Raw genomic sequence first — 18,839 nt, 5'->3', positions numbered from 1 at the left:
CGAAATGGATTTTAGTTTGACATAAGGCCGGCAGATACCCGTTATGAAAAGTGAGAAGCCGGCTTCGGGGCGGGATATTCAGCGACGGCACGGACAAGGCAAATTTTTGAGGGGCGATACGACCCGAAGGGTGGAGATCGTGCCGCAAAAATTTGACGCCGGAACGTGTCCGGCGCTATCTTGCCCCGAGGCCGGCGTTCACAAAGGGATTTTTAATTATTATTCGCGCTGTCTCAAAACAAAAAGAGACTGCTGCGGATGCAGTCAGTCCCTTTCAGCACGAACGGATCAGCGCACCTCGAACTGCGGTATCCGGGAGAGGGTCTTCCGCAACTTCCGGCGGTAGAAGTGTTCCGTAAGCGCGATCAGCTCGTAGGCATCGTAGAACATCTGTCCGTTGACGGCACGGGCGCGGATCATCCGCTTTTTACGGCATTGTTCGAGTTGGTGGCAATCCATACCCAGCACCTCGCAGACCTTGCGGGCCGAGAGGAACATCGGGCGGTCACTGTGGCTCAACAGGTGTTCGAAGAGCAGCGTGGATTGTGTCAGCATGAAATGCGTGCGGAGCAGTTTCTCGAAATACATGGACTCCACCAGATAATAAGATCTTTCTGTTGTTTCAGACATAGTATTATGTGTTAAAGATTATGGATAGCTTTTCTCAAAGACTTTTTCTGCTTATGTTCCATTTCAACACGCTCTATGAAGCGGTTGATTTCAGCCGTCGAAAACATTAGACGACGACCGAAATGGAAACCGACAAGCTGACCCGAAGTGCGATAACGGCGCAGTTGACGATCGCTCATCTTCAAAAGGTCGCATACTTCGTCGACTTCCAGAATAGGCATCCCGCAAAGCATATTACGGTGGCGTTTCATAAAGGAGACATCCTCGCGGATCTCTCGGACGATTTCCAAAATCTCATCGAGTCGTTCCATAATCGGGTTGCAGTAGGTTTTCGCCGCAAAGATGCAATGACCGAATGATGAGTTTATACAAGTATGTAAATACATAATATATTTATATACTTTATCGCAAAGTGTCTACACGGAGAATTTCGTTGCCAGTTTCTCCCGGAGCATGGTAACCTCACGGTCGATCATCGGCGGGGTGACTTTCGCATAGATTTGAGTGGTGGTGATATTTTTATGTCCCAGCATCTTCGAAAGCGTCTCCAGACTCACGCCGTTCGACAGGCAGATCGTCGTGGCGTACGTGTGCCTTGCCAGATGGAACGAGAGTTGTTTGTCGATGCCGCACTTCCGGGCGATGTTTTTCAGGCTGTCGTCGATCGAATCGAGTGTAGACATGGCAAAAACACGTCCGTCGCCGGTCAGGCCCCGGTACTTGTTCAGGATGAACAACGCATACGGCAGAAGTTTGACAACGTATCTGGTTTCGGTCTTCTGGCGGTTCCCGCTGATCCACCACTCGCCCTGCGCATCCTGCTCTATCCGGTCATAGGTCAGCGAGGCCATATCCGCATAGCAGATGCCCGTGAAGCAGGAGAACAGGAACATATCGCGGTTATAGTCCTGACGCTTATACCGCAGCTCGGTAGTCATCATACGCCGGAGTTCATCTTCCGTTAAAAAACTACGTTCCGGATTCGGAGCCGTATATTGATAGAGGGAAAAGGGGTTGCGAGGCATCCAGCCGTTGTTGAACGCGATTTTGACAACGTATTTCAGGCATTTGAGATAACCGCTGACGGTCGTAGGCTTGAGCCCCAGATCGGATTTAAGGTAGACGTGGTATTGCTCGATGAACGACTGTTCCAATTCTGCCAAGGGCATATCGCTCACGTTATACTCCTTACGCATGAAAGTCCGCAGATGGTCGATGGATTTATAGTAGCGGTTCCATGTACCGTGGCAGCGGTCGATGCCGACACGTTTCTTGAGGTCGCCGGTGAATTTCTCGAACGCTTCGAGAAGCAGCCGGTATTTCTCGCCGAAGCCGAGATAGGCATTCTTGACCTTTTCGGCCGTAACGTATGACTCCCGGTCACAAATTGCTTGATAGTGTTTGCCGATCTGGGTGCGGATGTTGTCCAGATGACGGTTGATGCGATCCGCTTCGAGACTACGGCCTTTGGCGCGGCCACCGCTGACCTCCCAAAGCGTTTCCGGGACGGAGAGCTTCGCGCTGAACTGCGCGATGCTGCCGTTGACCGTGATGCGACCCATGACAGGGACGACTTTCTGATCTTTGTCTTTGTTCCTTTTAAGGTAGAACAGAACCTTGAACGTGCTACGCATAAACTCTGCTTTTTAGGGTTGCAAAAATAATTTCAGCAGAGTCGTATGTCAAGATGAATAGAGATGCAAGAAACTGAAAATCACGTTTCTATGAATAATAGAGCAAAAGAAACGAGGTAACGATTTGGAAACCGAAACCTCGTTTAACATTACCTTATTCTACTTTTTTTCTAAAACAAAGGTACTGAAGAAAAGTGTATAATTATTTGATTATCTTTTGCTTTACACTTTTTTATACCTCTGTTTTTTATCCCCGGAACTTCGAAAATGTTTTTCGTATATTTGTATGTGCAATCCCAAATTCCAAAGCCTATGAGAAATTAACGCGCGTATTTTAACCCTTCCACAAGAACTGTTCATGCCGTCCACGCACTAAAAGCGCCGGCAAATACATATAAAAAGCGTTAGCTTTGTACCTTGCTTTCTGAAAATCTGGAAAATTTTAAGAGCAACCGAGGAATGAAGTTTGACGCTCACGTTTCCAACGTGGGCTTCATTCTGTATTTGGTTGCACAGGTTATTCCAGAGCCTCAGAGAGCAAATCAGAGTTTTGTCCCACGTTTTTTATATCTCCACACCCCACAACTCCCACTTAAATATGCCGAGGGACAGGCATCCTGATAATTGTTATGAACAACTATCTCCTGCTGATCGGCATCAGTTGCGTACCTGCCGTAACGGGCATGTGCATCACGCTGCCGCTCTGGCGTCTGAGGCACCTGCGCAACCAAACGATCCATACGCTCGGGCTGACCGTTCTTTTCCTGACCCTGGCAAGTTGCCTGCTGCCGGTAATCACGGGTGAAAATTCGGGTACCGGATTTGCGGCAATCGCCCTGAGCTGCATAAACTTTTTTCTTTTCCGGCACTACGAACGTCTGCTCTACACCTTACGCTGCCCGGGTTGCCGCCACGCGACCCTTCGCGGCCGCGCGGTAAACCGCCGGACTTACCGGCTTCACTGCAAACGGTGCGGACTTTATACCGACTGGCATGAATAACCGAGTGTATGAATAAATTTCATATCATATACATCCAAAACATGCTTATACCAAAGTATCCGCCAGGGGAGTTGGCGGAATACTGGGGCTTATAATTCGATATAGTCGGCCAATCCGGTAAGACTGGTTGGACAGGGGAAATGCAAATTGAAAAGGCGGCAAAAGGAGAGCCCCGCGATTGACAATATCCCGAATTAAAACGCCTCGAACAACAAAGGGCAAAAGGCAGCATCCGCAGGTACAACGCGCCTCGTACCCGGATCGGCCGTGTCGCCCTTTCGGGAAGGTCTTCGGATCTTCCCGATTTTTTTTGCGGACGCAGTTGCCGCCCCGCTAAGCGTAGTTTGTTTTTCCTGCAGCAGCAATGCGGGGACAGGATACAAGAAGCCCCGCATCGAGTCCGCTCCCTGACAAGAAGCAACTATGACCACCTGCATATTGTGCCCGGATTCGAGGATTCGAGGGTTCAAAAGTTCCCGGCCACCGAAGCCCCCGTTTTTCCGTCAGCCGGTTCCGTCGTCGGCCAGCCATACCAGGAAGGGCGGGCAGCAGAAGCCCAAGCGCCCGGAAGATCCGAAAAAGACACCACGCTCAAACGGGGGCTCCTTCGCAATGGGAGGGCTGTGCCAGGCATCCCAACAGAACACCCCGCGCCACACGGAAGAATAAGGCACAGGAAGGCATAGGGAAAGGGACAAGCCTGGGCGCAAGGCGAGCAATTACCCCACGCGGAAAAGGGCATAAAAAAAGGTCAGACCTTACGATCTGACCTTGAAGAGGCGGCTACCTACTCTCCCACGGGAAAACCGCAGTACCATCGGCGTTAGTGAGCTTAACTTCTCTGTTCGGAATGGGAAGAGGTGGAACCTCACTGCTATAACCACCTAAAAGAACGTTTTCGATAAACCGGGACAAAGCAAATCAGTTTGTTTTGTCGTGTGGAGAAAAAGAAGGACGAAGTCCAACATGCTCCATGCTATCGAAGTAGTGCGAGCAGCCTTTTAGTCGCTGCAATCCGTCGCACCCGGTATAAGTTGACATACTTCGGAGATGAGATAAAGAATCTTGTAAAAAAGCCTCTCGGGTAATTAGTACTGCTCGGCTTTGACATTACTGTCTTTACACCTGCAGCCTATCAACGTAGTCGTCTCCTACGCCCCTCAAGGGAAGACTTATCTTGGGGATGGCTTCGCGCTTAGATGCTTTCAGCGCTTATCCAGACCGAACGCGGCTACTCGGCGGTACACTTGGCAGCATAACCGATACACCGGAGGTTCGTCCAACTCGGTCCTCTCGTACTAAAGTCAGAACCCCTCAATCTTCCTACGCCCGCAACAGATAGAGACCGAACTGTCTCACGACGTTCTGAACCCAGCTCGCGTGCCACTTTAATCGGCGAACAGCCGAACCCTTGGGACCTTCTCCAGCCCCAGGATGTGACGAGCCGACATCGAGGTGCCAAACCGCCGCGTCGATATGAGCTCTTGGCGGCGATCAGCCTGTTATCCCCGGAGTACCTTTTATCCTTTGAGCGATGGCCAGTCCACACAGAACCACCGGATCACTATACCCTGCTTTCGCACCTGATCGACTTGTTGGTCTCACAGTCAAGCACCCTTATGCTATTGCACTCTACGCACGGTTACCATTCGTGCTGAGGGTACCTTGGGAAGCCTCCGTTACTCTTTTGGAGGCGACCACCCCAGTCAAACTACCCACCAAACGGTGTCCCCTCTCGAGGGTTAGAACTCAAGTACACAAAGGGCAGTATTTCAACGTCGACTCCACGAACACTGGCGTGCCCGCTTCGTAGTCTCCTGCCTATCCTACACATTGTGTACCCAAATTCAGCGTTAAGCTATAGTAAAGGTTCACGGGGTCTTTTCGTCCCGTTGCGGGTACCCGGCATCATCACCGGGACTACAATTTCACCGAGCTCACGGTTGAGACAGTGTCCAGATCGTTACACCATTCGTGCAGGTCGGAACTTACCCGACAAGGAATTTCGCTACCTTAGGACCGTTATAGTTACGGCCGCCGTTTACTGGGGCTTCGATTCAATGCTTCTCTTGCGATGACATCCCCTCTTAACCTTCCAGCACCGGGCAGGTGTCAGGCCCTATACGTCTTCTTTCGAATTTGCAGAGCCCTGTGTTTTTGATAAACAGTCGCCTGGACCTCTTCGCTGCGCCCACCTCGCGATGGGACCCCTTTTCCCGAAGTTACGGGGTTAATTTGCCTAGTTCCTTAACCGTGATTCACTCGAGCACCTTAGGATACTCTCCTCGACCACCTGTGTCGGTTTACGGTACGGGTGACATATACTATAACTTAGAAGATTTTCTCGGAAGTCGACTTGGGTGCACTATCAAATTGCCCGTAAGCTCTCTGTACTGTCAGGTTTCAGCAAGGACTAACTCTTAATCTGCCCCTATACCTAAGCCCTTTAACCACCTATTCCGTCAGGTGGCGGCACTTACGTTCCTTCGTCTCTCCATCGAGGTATATGTCAGTATCGGAATATTAACCGATTATCCATCGAGATCACCGTTCGGCTTACCCTTAGGACCCGACTAACCCTGATCCGATTAGCGTTGATCAGGAAACCTTGGTCTTGCGGTGTGCGGGTTACTCTCCCGCATTATCGTTACTCATGCCTACATTTGCTTTTCCATACACTCCACCAAACCTCACGGTTCGGCTTCAACGCGGAATGGAATGCTCCCCTACCGCACTTTCGTGCCCAGAACTTCGGTGGTATACTTGATGCCCGTTTATTATCCACGCTTTGCCGCTCGACTAGTGAGCTGTTACGCACTCTTTGAATGAATAGCTGCTTCCAAGCTAACATCCTAGCTGTCTCTGCAGCAAAACATCGTTAGATCAACTTAGTATACTCTTGGGGACCTTAGTTGCTGGTCTGTGTTGTTCCACTCTCGTAACCGGACATTAGCACCCGGTCGCTCACTGCTGTAAATCATACTACTGGCATTCGGAGTTTGTCAGGATTTGGTAGGCGGTGAAGCCCCCGCATCCAATCAGTAGCTCTACCTCCAGTAGACTCTCAATTACAACGCTGCCCCTAAAGGCATTTCGGGGAGTACGAGCTATTTCCCAGCTTGATTAGCCTTTCACCCCTACCCTCAAGTCATCGAGAAGCTTTTCAACGCTTATTCGTTCGGTCCTCCAGTTGGTTTTACCCAACCTTCAACCTGCTCAAGGGTAGATCGCAAGGTTTCGCGTCTACAACCACTGACTAAACGCCCTGTTCAGACTCGCTTTCGCTTCGGCTCCGTGCATCCGTGCACTTAACCTTGCCAGTGATTAGTAACTCGTAGGCTCATTATTCAATAGGCACGCCGTCACGGCACGAAGCCGCTCCGACAGGTTGTAAGCGTATGGTTTCAGGTTCTATTTCACTCCCCTGTTCGGGGTTCTTTTCACCTTTCCCTCACGGTACTGGTTCACTATCGGTCTCTTGGGAGTATTTAGCCTTACCGGGTGGTCCCGGCGGATTCAGACAGGATTCCTCGTGTCCCGCCCTACTCAGGATACTGCTATCGCCTGACGTGCTTACCTGTACGAGTCTTTCACTCTCTACGGATGAACTTTCCAGAACATTCCAGTTCACAGTCATTTGAATATTGCAGTCCTACAACCCCACAGTTGCCGTAACAATTGTGGTTTAGGCTGTTTCCCGTTCGCTCGCCGCTACTTAGGAAATCGATGTTTCTTTCTTTTCCTCCTCCTACTAAGATGTTTCAGTTCAGAGGGTTGGCCCACTTTCGTGTGACAGGCCTTCTGCCTGCCGGGTTGTCCCATTCAGAAATCCTCGGATCAATTCTCGTTTGCAAATCCCCGAGGCTTATCGCAGCTTACCACGTCTTTCTTCGCCTCCAAGAGCCTAGGCATCCCCCATACGCCCTTTATTACTTTCTTACATTTCCGATAACCCCTATTGTAGTTATCGGAACTTTATCTCATCTCCTTAAATATGTCAATGAACGTCGCAAATTTTCATTTGCAGTGAACAGCACTCGGTTCGAACCTACGCCTAAAGCGGTGCTGTTGTGACGTTTCTTTGAAGTGAGCAGCTAAATTACCTTTGAAACAAGGCTCCAGAAAGGAGGTGTTCCAGCCGCACCTTCCGGTACGGCTACCTTGTTACGACTTAGCCCCAGTTACCGGTTTTGCCCTAGGTCGCTCCTTGCGGTCACGAACTTCAGGCACCCCCAGCTTCCATGGCTTGACGGGCGGTGTGTACAAGGCCCGGGAACGTATTCACCGCGCCATGGCTGATGCGCGATTACTAGCGAATCCAACTTCATGGAGGCGGGTTTCAGCCTCCAATCCGAACTGAGATAGGCTTTCGAGATTGGCATCCCCTCGCGGGGTAGCGACCCTCTGTACCTACCATTGTAACACGTGTGTAGCCCCGGACGTAAGGGCCGTGCTGATTTGACGTCATCCCCACCTTCCTCTCGGCTTACACCGGCAGTCCCGCCAGAGTGCCCAGCTTGACCTGATGGCAACTAACGGTAGGGGTTGCGCTCGTTATGGGACTTAACCCGACACCTCACGGCACGAGCTGACGACAACCATGCAGCACCTAGTTTCCTGCCCCGAAGGGAAATCCTGTTTCCAGAATCGTCAGTAACTTTCAAGCCCGGGTAAGGTTCCTCGCGTATCATCGAATTAAACCACATGTTCCTCCGCTTGTGCGGGCCCCCGTCAATTCCTTTGAGTTTCATTCTTGCGAACGTACTCCCCAGGTGGATAACTTATCGCTTTCGCTTAGTCACCGACTGTGTATCGCCGACAACGAGTTATCATCGTTTACTGCGTGGACTACCAGGGTATCTAATCCTGTTTGCTCCCCACGCTTTCGTGCCTCAACGTCAGATATAGTTTGGTAAGCTGCCTTCGCAATCGGTGTTCTGTATGATCTCTAAGCATTTCACCGCTACACCATACATTCCGCCTACCGCAACTACTCTCTAGTCTAACAGTATTAGAGGCAGTTCCGGAGTTAAGCCCCGGGATTTCACCTCTAACTTATCAAACCGCCTACGCACCCTTTAAACCCAATAAATCCGGATAACGCTTGAATCCTCCGTATTACCGCGGCTGCTGGCACGGAGTTAGCCGATCCTTATTCGTACGATACTTTCAGTCACCTACACGTAGGTGAGTTTACCCTCGTACAAAAGCAGTTTACAACTCATAGAGCCGTCTTCCTGCACGCGGCATGGCTGGTTCAGACTTGCGTCCATTGACCAATATTCCTCACTGCTGCCTCCCGTAGGAGTCTGGTCCGTGTCTCAGTACCAGTGTGGGGGGTTAACCTCTCAGTCCCCCTATGTATCGTTGCCTTGGTGAGCCGTTACCTCACCAACTAGCTAATACAACGCATGTCCATCTATAACCACCGGAGTTTTCAACCCGGAGAGATGCCTCTCCGAATATTATGGGGAATTAGTACCAATTTCTCAGTGTTATGCCCCTGTTATAGGTAGGTTACATACGCGTTACGCACCCGTGCGCCGGTCGCCGGCAATTGAAGCAAGCTTCAATCCCGATGCCCCTCGACTTGCATGTGTTAGGCCTGCCGCTAGCGTTCATCCTGAGCCAGGATCAAACTCTCCATTGTATAAAATGTTTTGTTTTTAAATCTTTAGCTCAAATCTCAAAGGTATTGTTTGAAATTCACTCTCTCGCGAGAGTGGAAAACTTTTAGCTGCTCAAATACTTCAAAGAACGCTGTTCAAATATATCGCTATAAAGAACAATTTCTTTCTTTTTGCCGGGTCTGTCCTTTCGGCCTTCCCCGTTGTTCCGACCGCCGATTTTTCAGCGGAAAGTGGTGCAAAGATAAGTCATCTTTTTGAAACCACCAAATCTTTTCGAAAGAATTTTTTCAGAAATTTTCAGAACCTTTTTTCTTATCGTTTCGAACCGTATTTCTTATTCGAAGCGGGTGCAAAGGTAAGTCATTTTTCCGAATCTCCAAAAGATTTTGGAACTTTTTTCAAAATTTTTCAGAACCTGTTTTTTCCGCCCCGGAGCAGTATTTCTCTCTCGAAGCGGATGCAAAGATAAGGGCATTCCGGAGTTATTTCCAAATAATTCCGGGACTTTTTTTCGACAATTTCACCACCTTTTTTACACACGGCTATCGGTCAGCGAGTTAGTTGTGAAAAATTTTTAATATATTTGCAAAAACGAACGGCGGAGACTATGAAACAGGCTTTAATATATATAGGTATGCTTCTGCTGGTCATTTCCTGCGGCCAAAACCGCGATCGCCTGCACACGGGCGACCTGCTCTTCCAGGCCGGAAAAACCACGGAGATGACCGGGGCGATCACGGCCGCGACGGGCGAAGAAGGGCCGCTGAATTTCTCACACGTGGGGATCGCCGTCGTAGGCGGAGGAGCTGATTCGGTGCTCGAAGCCACGACCGACGGCGGCGTCCGGCTCACATTACTGGCGGAATTTCTCGGACGCTCCGCAAAAATCGACGGACACCCGGCAGTAGTTGCCATGCGGTTGAAGGACACGGCCGGCATCGCGGCTGCCGTCCGCCGTGCACGCAGCTTCCTCGGAGTCCCCTACGATTATTCGTTCCGGCCCGGAAGGGAGAAACTCTATTGCAGCGAACTGGTGTGGGAAAGCTACCGCGCCGAAGACGGCACCCCGCTTTTCACGGCGCGGCCGATGAACTTCCGCGCCGCGGACGGAACCCTGCCGCAATTCTGGGCCGACCTGTTCGACCAACAGGGCGAGCAGGTTCCCGAAGGGCTGCCCGGCACGAATCCCAACGACATGGCACGCGAGGAGCTCCTCGAAGAGGTGCACCGTTATTTCTGACCGATGGGCACCGGCACACACCACCATGACACGGCGTTCTCGATCGTCAAGGCCCTCGGCATCGTAGCGGTGGTGATTTCACACGCCGCGATCCTGACACCGCTGGAAACCTTCACCTACTATTTCAACACGGCCGTCTTCTTTTTCGTCGCGGGCTATTTCTTCGAAGACGGACAGACCGCCGCCCCGGGGCGTTTCATAGGCCGCAAGCTCCGGCGCCTCTACCTGCCCTACGCCGTCCTGGGCACGCTCTTCGTGCTGCTGCACAACCGATTCCTGGAGTGGCACCTGATCGCCTACGACTTCAGCGCCCGGGAGGCCATCCTGCCCTACGACACCCCGGAACTGCTCCGGACGCTGGGAAGGGTATTCCTGTTCCTGCACCACGAGCAGATGCTGGCGCCCTTCTGGTTTCTGCAAGGGCTGTTCCTCGGGCTGATGCTCTTTTTCTGCATCACGCTGGCGACCCGGAAACTCGCACCGACGCAGGCCGGGGCAGAGCGGCTGCGCGGGGGCTCCATCCTGTTCCTGTTTACGGTCGCCATGCTGCTCGCCCGCCATCCGTCGGGCATTCCGGGCGAGTGGATCGCCGTCAGGACATTCGCCATTACAGGGATAATCTATCTCGGAAAACTCTTCCGCATCTTCCGCGCGCGGATCCCGCTGGACGGGCGCATCGCAACGCTCTGCCTGGTCATCCTGCTCGCGGCGGCAGCCGCAGGCTGCCGCGTCAACCTCGGCGGGAGACTTTTCGCAAACCCGGTGTTCTTCGTCGTGCTGGTATGCTCAGGATGCTACCTGCTCGTCACCGCCGCAAGCCGCCTCGCGGCATACGGCAACTGGCTGACACGTATGCTGGACTATACGGGACGGCACACGATGGCGATCATGCTTTGGCACGTCCCCGTTTTCAAACTGGTGATACTCTTTCAGATGTGGGTTTGCCACTACCCGCTCCGCAGCCTGGCCTGCCACCCGGTCATTCCCACGGGATCGCCCTGGTGGTGGATACCCTATACCCTGGCCGGGATTGCCGTGCCAATGGTTTTCTGCGTGCTGTACGACCGGCTCAGACGATCCGTTCGACGGTAATGTCGGGATTCTCGCGCAGCAGGTCGATATAGCGGTCTTCATCGGCATTTCCCTTGGCACGGATGACCAGGGTGGCCCGGTAGACGATGCCGTCTGCGCCGCGCTGCGCCTCGACCTCATAGGAGATCACCGCATATTCGCGGCTCTGCAATTCGTTGAACATGTCGTCGACCGCAGCCCGGCTCGCAGCCGAAAAGATCACCATCGTCCTGCGGCGCCCCAATCCCCCGAACACGAGTGTGAGCACTTCCAGCGCGAAGAGCGTCAGCAGAGTAGCCGCAGCCGCCACGATATACATGTGCGCCCCGGCCGCAAGCCCGATGCCCGCCGTGGCCCAAAGGCTCGCCGCCGTCGTAAGCCCGCGCACCAGCTGCCGGTGGATGATGATCGTACCCGCCCCGATGAAGCCGATGCCGCTCACCACCTGCGCAGCGATGCGGCTGGGGTCGAGCCCCACGCCTGTATGCGTCAGGATGTCGGCGAAACCGTACTGCGACACGATCATCATCAGCGCGCTGCCCAGCGCCACCAGAAAATGGGTACGGAAACCCGCATCCTTGACCCGGTATTCGCGGTCGAGGCCGATCACCGTACCGCAAAGGCCCGCCACGCACAAGCGTATGATAAAATCCCACTCCATCTCCATCATCCTGCGGTTTTTGATTTGCAAATCCAAATATACGGAAAATTATCGGGAACGCAAACCGCCCGGGGACACAGGCGGCAGGCAGCCCGGCGTTTCCCTGCAATAACTGCGCAACGGGAATAAAAAGAGGGAGATTTTTCAGCCCCGCGATTGCGGTATGCCGAATTTTTGTTATCTTTGCAGGCTAAGTTTAACTAATTAACTATTTACGACAATGCCGAAAATGAAAACCAATGCCGCTGCGAAGAAGCGTTTTACCTTCACCGGCACAGGAAAGATCAAGCGTAAACACGCTTATCACAGTCACATCCTGACCAAAAAGACGACGAAACAGAAGCGTAACCTCTGCTACTCGGGTACGGTTTCTGCGGCCGACGAGGCCAAAATCAAGAACCTGCTGGTCAAGTAACCGACCTGCGGAATTTATTAACCGGAGCGAATCAGCCCCGAAGAACGCGGGAGAACCGCGTCGCTGACAGCTCTTCAAAAACTTTACAAGTATGCCACGTTCAGTCAACGCCGTTGCATCACGCGCACGTAGAAAAAAAGTTTTGAAACTTGCCAAAGGTAACTTTGGTTCAAGGGGAAATGTTTGGACCGTTGCGAAAAACACGGTCGAAAAGGGTTTGCAGTATGCATATGCACACCGCCAGCTCAAAAAGCGGACATTCCGCTCGCTGTGGATCATGCGTATCAACGCCGCAGTCCGCGCACAGGGAATGACCTATTCACAATTTATCGGCAAACTCAACGCCAAGGGCATCGCACTGAACCGCAAGGTTCTGGCCGACCTGGCGATGAACGAGCCAAAAGCATTCGAGGCAATAGTTAAAGCAGTTAAATAAACCCTTCTGCGAAGGGTTTGCAGCGGCGGACACCTCGGTGTCCGCCTTTTTTGGCATCACAGCGAAACAAGCATGGAAAACTGGAAAAAGACATTCGGGATCATCTGGAGCGGGCAGCTCGCCTCGATCCTCAGCAGCTCGGTCGTCGGCTACGCGATCATCTTCTGGATGAGTATCGAGACCGGTTCGGCCGAGGTGCTGGCGCTGGCAGCAATTGCGGGTATGCTGCCCCAATCGCTGCTGGGCCCGGTCGTCGGGGTCTACGTCGACCGATGGGATCGCAAACGCACGATGATCCTGGCCGACAGCTTCATCGCGTTCTGCACGCTCATCCTGGCCGTGCTTTTCTGGTTCGACGTGGCGCAGATGTGGCATATCTACATCCTGCTGGCCTGCCGCTCCGTGGGATCGGCCTTCCATTCGCCATCCATGCAGGCTTCCGTGCCGCTGCTGGCTCCCGAGGCCCAGCTGACCCGGGTGGCGGGCGTCAACCAGATCATCAATTCGCTGTCGAACATCATCGGCCCGGCATTGGGCGCCGTGCTCATCAGCTTCACGGGCATCGGCAATATCCTGCTTCTGGACGTCGCCGGCGCCATCATCGCCTGCACCTCGCTGCTGTTCGTACACATCCCCAATCCCGTGCGGAGCACACTCAAACCGAATCTTTGGAGGGAGTTCCGCGAGGGATTCAGCGCCATCACCGCCGTACCGGGAATGGCATGGCTCTTCACGCTGACGATCCTCGTGCTCTTCTTCATCATGCCCGTCGGCGTGATGTTCCCGCTGATGACCCTGCAACATTTCGGCGGCAGCACCTATGACATGAGCCTCATTGAGATCGTATGGGGCGGCGGCGCGCTTGTCGGCGGCGCCATCATGGGCGCACGCGTCTACCGGGTCAACCGCATCGTCCTGATCAACCTGATGAACTTCATCGTCGGCGTATCGTTCACGCTGTCGGGTATGCTTTCGCCGGGGGCCTTCGCTCTCTTCGCCGTGCTCTCGTGCATCGAGGGCATCGCGGGCGGCATCTTCAACGCATCGTTCGTGGCAGTCGTACAGACCCGCATCGACGCGGGTGTCCTGGGGCGCGTGATGTCGCTCTATTACAGCTTCGGGTTGCTTCCGTCGGCTATCGGACTGCTCGGTACGGGGTTCCTGGCCGAACAGGTCGGGCTCACCACGACCTTCGTCATCGCAGGACTGGTGATCTGCACGCTCGGACTCACGGCTTTCTGCATCCCCTCGGTCATGCGGCTCGACAGGCAGTCAAAAAGCGCGGAGCACCAGACACAGGCAACAGACGGGAAGTAAATCCCGGTCAAGCCACGGGGCGACAGCAAGAAACCGTATACCCGGGCATCACCGGGGCAAGCGCCCGACAAAACACGCCCGGAAACCCTGCCGCTCGGCAAACAGGCCGCCCGGAAAATAAAAAAGCGGTGCGAATTTTCGCACCGCTTTTACTTTTGCCGCTATGGCTCAGATCGTCACCGTATTCCCGTTGTAAGTAATCGTCGTCAGCAATTTCTTACCGTCGGCGCTCACGGCATACTGCACCGTCACTTTCGGTGAGGGGAAGGCAGTAAAATCATACCCGCCGGTCATCATCGCTTCGATCTTACCCTCCCTGATGCTCGACTTCGTATAGTACTCGACATTCGAGAGCGTCATGCTCAGCTCCAGATGCGTTGCATTGTCCATCGTATAGAACGAAGGGCCGTAAAGCAATCCCTCTTTCACGACGAACTTCTCGCCCACGCAATCCGAATAGGTGAAATTCATGTTCTCGGGCTTCAACGTCATGCGGCCGCCCCAATTCGAAGTGAAATTGCTGCCCGAATCGAGGTAGCAGGCCTGGTTCGCAATGCTGATCGCATAGGCTCCGTTCTCATCGTTGTAGAGCTGCGTGGAACCGCCCACCAGCGAAGCCTTTACCGACGCATTGCCGTTGGTGGCCGTCAGCACCAGTTTTTCGTCGAACGTCACCGTCCAGACCTTTCCGGCCACGGCCTCTTCGAGCAGCGGGGCCTCGCCCGTGTCGATCAGCACGGCACCCTCGCGCGAATAGCCGTCCAGATCCATATATGCAGGATTGAAGGTGATTTTGTAACCGGTGGTCGTCTTTTCGATCGTCGAAGAAGTACCGAGCAACTTGCTCTTGATGGAGACGCCTTCGATTTTCACGTCCTCGAGTTTTTCCACCCCCTGCTTGTCGGCTTCGGCCACGAGCATCGCCATACGCATACCTATGTTGGCCTGCTCGGTCGCCATGGAATACTGGCTGGATGTCCAGTTGTAGATGTTGATCCCCTGCTGAACCGGTTGCAACTTCTTATAGGTGTCGTCCTCGTTGATACACCCGGTGAAAACCATCGACGCTACCGCCGCCGCCACAAACAAAATTTTTTTCATCATATGTAATTTTAATAATACTTTACTCTTATAAACGTCCCGATTCGTAAAATACTGCGCCAAGGCATAAAAAATATGCAAATTATTCTATTTTCATCCGGCAACCCGGACGGACAAACTCCGGCAGCGAGCCTGTCACACGCAACGTACCAACCTCAGCGAACGGCTCTTCCGCCCCGCACCCCTGCCTTCCGGGAGAGGCCGCACACCCATCCGCCCTCCAAGCCGTTTTTCCGGCATCGGACTTCGCCCTCCACCGCCGCGACCCGGCCGGCCGCCCCGGGCACCTCCGGGGGGGGCAGGGTTCCTCCCATCCGGCCCGGGCGTCGCGTCGGGATGTCCGGGTTTTGAACCAGGCGATCCGTCCCCGGCTGCTGCCGTCCGCCTGGCACGCGGAACGCCATCTTCGGCACCCGGCGTTTCTCCGCAACCTTGCAGATGCCTGTTTCCTGTCCGCAGCCTGCGCCGGGACGCCCGCCGCTATAGAGTACGCCGGAACCGGTACGAAAAACATCCCGGAAACCGTCCCTATCGTTTTTTCGGGTTCGATTGCGGCTCAAAGGTACGAATATTTCACTTTTTTTCATTATATTGGCATTGTAATGTATAATATTTGAGCATGAACCCAAAATTCTTATTGCTTATGTCGTTCCTATCGTTTTTCGGATGCGGAAAGAAAGCTCCCGAATACCCTGCCGACACGCTGACTACGCGCGACGGCACGCAAATCACGCTCACCTTTTTCAAACACGCCTCGCTCGCGATCGAGGCCGGGGGAAAATACATCTACGTAGATCCCGTAAGCGGCTATGCCGACTACGCCGCCCTGCCCAAGGCCGACGTGGTGCTCATCACCCACTCGCACTACGACCACCTGGACGTGGCAGCCGTCGAAGCGATCCAGACCCCGCAGACCGAGATACTCTGCGACCGCACGTCGGCCGAGGCGTTCGAGATGAACTGCTACACGATGCGCCCGGGCAGCGTCGCCACGCCGCGCGATTACCTGAAAGTCGAGGCCGTGGCCGCTTACAACACGACCGACGGGCACCTGCAATTCCATCCCAAAGACCGCGAGGACTGCGGCTATATCCTCACCCTCGGCGGCTCGCGCATCTACATCGCCGGCGATACCGAACCCACGCCCGAATTGAAGGCGCTGAAGAATATCGACATCGCCTTCCTGCCGGTCAACCAGCCCTACACGATGACCGTCGACCAGGCCGTCGAAGCCGTCAAGGCGATCCGGCCGACGATATTCTACCCCTACCACTACGGCGAAGTCGAGGAAAAGACCGACATCGACCGTCTCGTACGGGAGTTGGAAGGCGTGACCGAGGTGCGTATCCGGCCGATGGAATAAGGCCGCCCGGCCGGCAAACGGCAGGCGTCCGGGCTCCGGCAAACCGTTCCGCCCCCGGTGCGCCGCACGGCCCCCGGCAAAACCAAAAGGAGTATCCCCCCAAAAGAGGGATACTCCTTTTTCCATCCGGAAAAGCCGGGTTATTTGCACTCCCTGCCGACGATATTGCGCTCGACGACAAACGAAACGATCAGTCCGACACCGCCGAAGCAGAGAACCGACCCGCCGTAGACGATGCTCCGCATTTCGTACGAAGCATCATAGGCACACCAGTTCAGCAACATGAAGGCGAAGAGCAGCCCGAAACCGATGCCCAGTAAAAGGCAACCGGCCTTCAGGGTTCCGGACACCCCGCCCGACACGGGACGCACCGACACGGGAGCGCCGATCCTCACACCCATCGGTACGAACTTCAGGTAGTCGATCAGGGTATTGCCGTCCATTTTATCAATAATCATGCGGCGCTCGCGACGGCACACGAGCAATTCGAAGAACTTGTAGATTCCCAGCGTAATCACGCCTACGACCAAGGGGACAAAAATAAAATCCATCATAATTTTTAAAAGTATTAAAGATTACCAATTCGTTTTTGCGATCTTTGCCTTATTAGACGCAACTCCGCGAAAAAGGTTACAAGTTCCGGAAAAACGGCGTCGGCATGTAACCTTTCCAGGCAAAATGCGTCTAACCAGATAGCAATGCAACAACAGGAGGAACTGGAGCTGATCCGACGGATCGTAAACGGAGAAACCGATCTGTATGCCATCCTTGCCCGGCGGTACGGGCGGGTGGTCTACACGCTGGTTTCCCGCATCGTCGGCTGCGCAGAGGATGCCGAGGAGCTGGCTCAGGACGTTTTCCTCAAGGCGTTCCGCAACCTGCACAGGTTCAACGGGCACAGTTCGTTCCCGACCTGGCTCTTCCGGATCGCCTACAACACGGCGGTCTCCGAGACACGGCGCCGCAAACGCGAATGGGCCTGCATCGACCAGGCGCGGCTGGCGAACCTGCCCGACAGCGAAGCCGAGCGGATGGATGCCTGGGAGGGAAGACAGGAATACCTCGACGCACTGGCCCGTGCCGTCGGAGAATTGGAGCCCGAAGAGCGGGCGCTCGTTACGCTCTTCTACTACGAGGAGTACTCCGTAAGCGAATGCGCCGGGATCACGCAGATGTCGGAGTCCAACGTCAAAGTCCGTCTTCACCGCATCCGCAAAAAACTGTATATACTGGTAAATACGCTACTGCATGGAAACGAAACATAACATAATCCGCCGTGCGCTGGAGCAAGCTCCGGGCACGCAGTTGCCCGAAGGGTTCTGCGTACGCCTCATGGAACGGCTGGAACGCGAATCGGAACGGCGCGAGCGGCGCGAAACATGGTTGCTGGGCACGGCGGGCGTATTCTGCCTGCTGGCGGTGATCGCCGGACTCGCCTGGTATTTATGGTACGAACCTGGCGTCGGGCTGCATCTGCCCGACATGCCCTCACTCCCCGACAGACCCGCGTTGCCCGGCCTGGGCTCCATGCAACTTCCCGAACCGGATTTCCCGGCCGAAAGCAGGCGGCTGTCCCTGTTCTACGTCTTTATCGCCGCGACGTTCCTCGCCCTCGCAGGGCTCGACCTCTGCCTGCGCAGGCGCAGGCACAATGCCGCGAAAACAAACGCACACCCGCACCGATAAACCGGGCACACCGGCAACCGGGCGGATTCCGGGCATGCGGAACACTCCCGGCCGTCGTTCGGCATGCACCGACCCTTATCGGCTGCCGTACGATACCAGACGGCAGACCCACCGCAGAGAATGGACAGCGATCAGCAGACGGCCGACGGCGGACAATGGGCAGAGGGCTGTGAGCAAGGGGCACCAGTGGGCTGTGGGCACCGAACGGCGGGCAGTGAATAGCGGATCGGGGGAAACCGACGGCTGCACAGGAGCCCGCCCACCGACCGAAACAAAAGGGAGGACAATATTGTCCTCCCTTTCCGATAACAAAACCCGCCGGCGTTATTTCTTCGTGTCGGCTTTTTTCGGTTCGGCCTTGACTTTGATCGAAGCAAAACCCTTGACGATATTATCGTCGCTGTTTTTCGTGGAATCGTAGACCACGGTCACCTCCTTCTTGGGCAGGTCGACCTTCACGTCCTTGACGCCCTTGCCGAGCGAGGGGACATTGTTCATGATCTTCTTGACACAGTGTTCACAGTCGATGTCGGTCGTGAAAACCGTCGTCACCGTCTTTTTGTCGGCAGCCTTCTGCGCTGCACACATGCCCACACCCATCACGAGTGCAAGGCACAGCATTAAAATTTTCTTCATCCTGGTGTTTATTTAAAG

At 54.2% G+C, this 18,839-nt stretch carries 16 protein-coding genes and 3 rRNA genes; 9 read left to right on the top strand and 10 right to left on the bottom strand.

Annotation, left to right across the window (positions count from 1 at the left end):
• Positions 1-288: 288 nt before the first annotated feature.
• The 3 genes from NQ559_RS11295 to NQ559_RS11285 all read right to left on the bottom strand — a co-directional run bounded on the left by NQ559_RS11295 (position 289) and on the right by NQ559_RS11285 (position 2,264).
• Positions 289-630, bottom strand: coding sequence for a hypothetical protein (locus tag NQ559_RS11295; RefSeq protein WP_051087704.1), 342 nt, complete (start codon positions 628-630; stop codon positions 289-291).
• Positions 631-641: 11 nt separating this feature from the next.
• The gene (locus NQ559_RS11290) at positions 642-941 is read right to left on the bottom strand and encodes a helix-turn-helix domain-containing protein (protein WP_082426838.1); all 300 of its coding nucleotides are present in this window, start codon (positions 939-941) and stop codon (positions 642-644) included.
• 105 nt (positions 942-1,046) lie between these two features.
• Positions 1,047-2,264 carry a site-specific integrase gene (locus NQ559_RS11285; protein ID WP_018697204.1) on the bottom strand — a complete coding sequence of 406 codons (1,218 nt, stop codon included), beginning with the start codon at positions 2,262-2,264 and terminating at the stop codon, positions 1,047-1,049.
• A 629-nt stretch (positions 2,265-2,893) separates the two neighbouring features.
• Between NQ559_RS11285 and NQ559_RS11280 the strand changes: the two genes are divergently transcribed.
• Positions 2,894-3,265 (top strand): hypothetical protein, encoded by a 372-nt coding sequence (locus NQ559_RS11280; RefSeq protein ID WP_018697572.1) that lies wholly within the window; start codon positions 2,894-2,896, stop codon positions 3,263-3,265.
• 774 nt (positions 3,266-4,039) lie between these two features.
• Here NQ559_RS11280 and rrf read toward each other — a convergent pair.
• The 3 genes from rrf to NQ559_RS11265 form a co-directional block, all read right to left on the bottom strand.
• Positions 4,040-4,153, bottom strand: a 5S ribosomal RNA gene (gene rrf, locus NQ559_RS11275).
• 179 nt (positions 4,154-4,332) lie between these two features.
• Positions 4,333-7,204 (bottom strand): 23S ribosomal RNA (locus tag NQ559_RS11270).
• A gap of 183 nt (positions 7,205-7,387) precedes the next feature.
• Positions 7,388-8,915: ribosomal RNA gene (locus NQ559_RS11265) — 16S ribosomal RNA — on the bottom strand.
• Together the 16S, 23S and 5S rRNA genes form the textbook arrangement of a ribosomal RNA operon.
• Before the next feature lie 587 nt (positions 8,916-9,502).
• On the opposite strand from NQ559_RS11265, the gene NQ559_RS11260 reads away from it, so the two are divergent.
• Both NQ559_RS11260 and NQ559_RS11255 read left to right on the top strand, forming a co-directional pair.
• Positions 9,503-10,135 carry a YiiX/YebB-like N1pC/P60 family cysteine hydrolase gene (locus NQ559_RS11260; protein WP_026318217.1) on the top strand — a complete coding sequence of 211 codons (633 nt, stop codon included), beginning with the start codon at positions 9,503-9,505 and terminating at the stop codon, positions 10,133-10,135.
• 3 nt (positions 10,136-10,138) lie between these two features.
• Positions 10,139-11,227 (top strand): acyltransferase family protein, encoded by a 1,089-nt coding sequence (locus tag NQ559_RS11255; protein WP_018695049.1) that lies wholly within the window; start codon positions 10,139-10,141, stop codon positions 11,225-11,227.
• Here the strand turns inward: NQ559_RS11255 and NQ559_RS11250 are convergent.
• Positions 11,205-11,873 carry an MgtC/SapB family protein gene (locus NQ559_RS11250; protein ID WP_026318216.1) on the bottom strand — a complete coding sequence of 223 codons (669 nt, stop codon included), beginning with the start codon at positions 11,871-11,873 and terminating at the stop codon, positions 11,205-11,207. The two genes, NQ559_RS11255 and NQ559_RS11250, sit on opposite strands and share 23 nt — an antisense overlap.
• A 214-nt stretch (positions 11,874-12,087) precedes the next feature.
• Here NQ559_RS11250 and rpmI point away from each other — a divergent pair, with 214 nt between their 5' ends.
• The 3 genes from rpmI (at position 12,088) to NQ559_RS11235 (ending at position 14,035) form a co-directional block, all read left to right on the top strand.
• Complete coding sequence (gene rpmI, locus NQ559_RS11245; RefSeq protein ID WP_009598828.1) at positions 12,088-12,282, top strand: 50S ribosomal protein L35; 195 nt, start codon at positions 12,088-12,090, stop codon at positions 12,280-12,282.
• Between the two features lie 91 nt (positions 12,283-12,373).
• Positions 12,374-12,718, top strand: coding sequence for a 50S ribosomal protein L20 (gene rplT, locus NQ559_RS11240; RefSeq protein WP_022333332.1), 345 nt, complete (start codon positions 12,374-12,376; stop codon positions 12,716-12,718).
• A 72-nt stretch (positions 12,719-12,790) separates the two neighbouring features.
• Entirely contained in the window at positions 12,791-14,035 is a 1,245-nt protein-coding gene (locus NQ559_RS11235; protein WP_018695045.1) for an MFS transporter, read from the top strand.
• A 168-nt stretch (positions 14,036-14,203) separates the two neighbouring features.
• Here NQ559_RS11235 and NQ559_RS11230 read toward each other — a convergent pair whose 3' ends face one another.
• A complete protein-coding gene (locus tag NQ559_RS11230) occupies positions 14,204-15,136 on the bottom strand; it encodes a hypothetical protein (protein WP_154653990.1) in 933 nt (310 codons plus the stop codon).
• Between the two features lie 643 nt (positions 15,137-15,779).
• On the opposite strand from NQ559_RS11230, the gene NQ559_RS11225 reads away from it, so the two are divergent.
• Positions 15,780-16,499 carry an MBL fold metallo-hydrolase gene (locus NQ559_RS11225; protein ID WP_018695042.1) on the top strand — a complete coding sequence of 240 codons (720 nt, stop codon included), beginning with the start codon at positions 15,780-15,782 and terminating at the stop codon, positions 16,497-16,499.
• Positions 16,500-16,639: 140 nt separating this feature from the next.
• Here the strand turns inward: NQ559_RS11225 and NQ559_RS11220 are convergent, their stop codons facing one another.
• Entirely contained in the window at positions 16,640-17,053 is a 414-nt protein-coding gene (locus NQ559_RS11220; RefSeq protein WP_018695041.1) for a hypothetical protein, read from the bottom strand.
• Between the two features lie 144 nt (positions 17,054-17,197).
• Between NQ559_RS11220 and NQ559_RS11215 the strand changes: the two genes are divergently transcribed.
• On the top strand, positions 17,198-17,764 hold the full coding sequence (locus NQ559_RS11215; protein ID WP_018695040.1) for an RNA polymerase sigma factor: 567 nt from the start codon (positions 17,198-17,200) through the stop codon (positions 17,762-17,764).
• Entirely contained in the window at positions 17,748-18,185 is a 438-nt protein-coding gene (locus NQ559_RS11210) for a hypothetical protein (RefSeq protein WP_018695039.1), read from the top strand. The genes NQ559_RS11215 and NQ559_RS11210 overlap by 17 nt, the downstream gene beginning before the upstream one ends.
• Before the next feature lie 324 nt (positions 18,186-18,509).
• Here the strand turns inward: NQ559_RS11210 and NQ559_RS11205 are convergent, their stop codons facing one another.
• A complete protein-coding gene (locus tag NQ559_RS11205) occupies positions 18,510-18,821 on the bottom strand; it encodes a heavy-metal-associated domain-containing protein (RefSeq protein ID WP_026318214.1) in 312 nt (103 codons plus the stop codon).
• Positions 18,822-18,839: the final 18 nt, after the last annotated feature.

The sequence above is a fragment of the Alistipes onderdonkii genome, from assembly GCF_025145285.1.
GTDB lineage: Bacteria > Bacteroidota > Bacteroidia > Bacteroidales > Rikenellaceae > Alistipes > Alistipes onderdonkii.
Note: the sequence above shows the minus strand (reverse complement) of the source record. Positions and strands in the feature narration are given on the sequence as shown.